The 338-nt window shown below is 50.6% G+C and carries 1 pseudogene; it reads left to right on the forward strand.

Annotated elements, in window-relative coordinates:
• Nucleotides 1–2 precede the first annotated feature (2 nt).
• Nucleotides 3–338 (forward strand): annotated as a pseudogene (locus tag SB660_RS19440) (amino acid permease); the annotation flags it as partial.

Here is a 338-nt window from a genome sequence, read left to right on the forward strand (position 1 = left end):
CAATCAAAAGATTTTTGATTGGGAAACCGCTGAAATCACAGGCGGCCGGAGAGCAGAAACTCACGAAACTCAAGGCGCTCGCCATGCTTTCTTCAGACGCGCTGTCATCAGTTGCTTACGGAACGGAACAGATTCTGATCATTTTGGCTGCGGTAAGCGCGGCCGCGTTTTGGTATTCCATTCCGATCGCAGCGGGTGTTCTCATTTTGCTGCTTGCTTTGATTCTGTCCTACAGACAGATTATTTACGCTTATCCGCAAGGCGGGGGCGCTTATATGGTGTCAAAAGAAAACCTTGGTGAGAAGCCCGGCCTGATTGCGGGCGGCTCATTGCTTGTT

Source organism: Bacillus sp. SIMBA_005, assembly GCF_046535585.1.
GTDB lineage: Bacteria > Bacillota > Bacilli > Bacillales > Bacillaceae > Bacillus > Bacillus pumilus.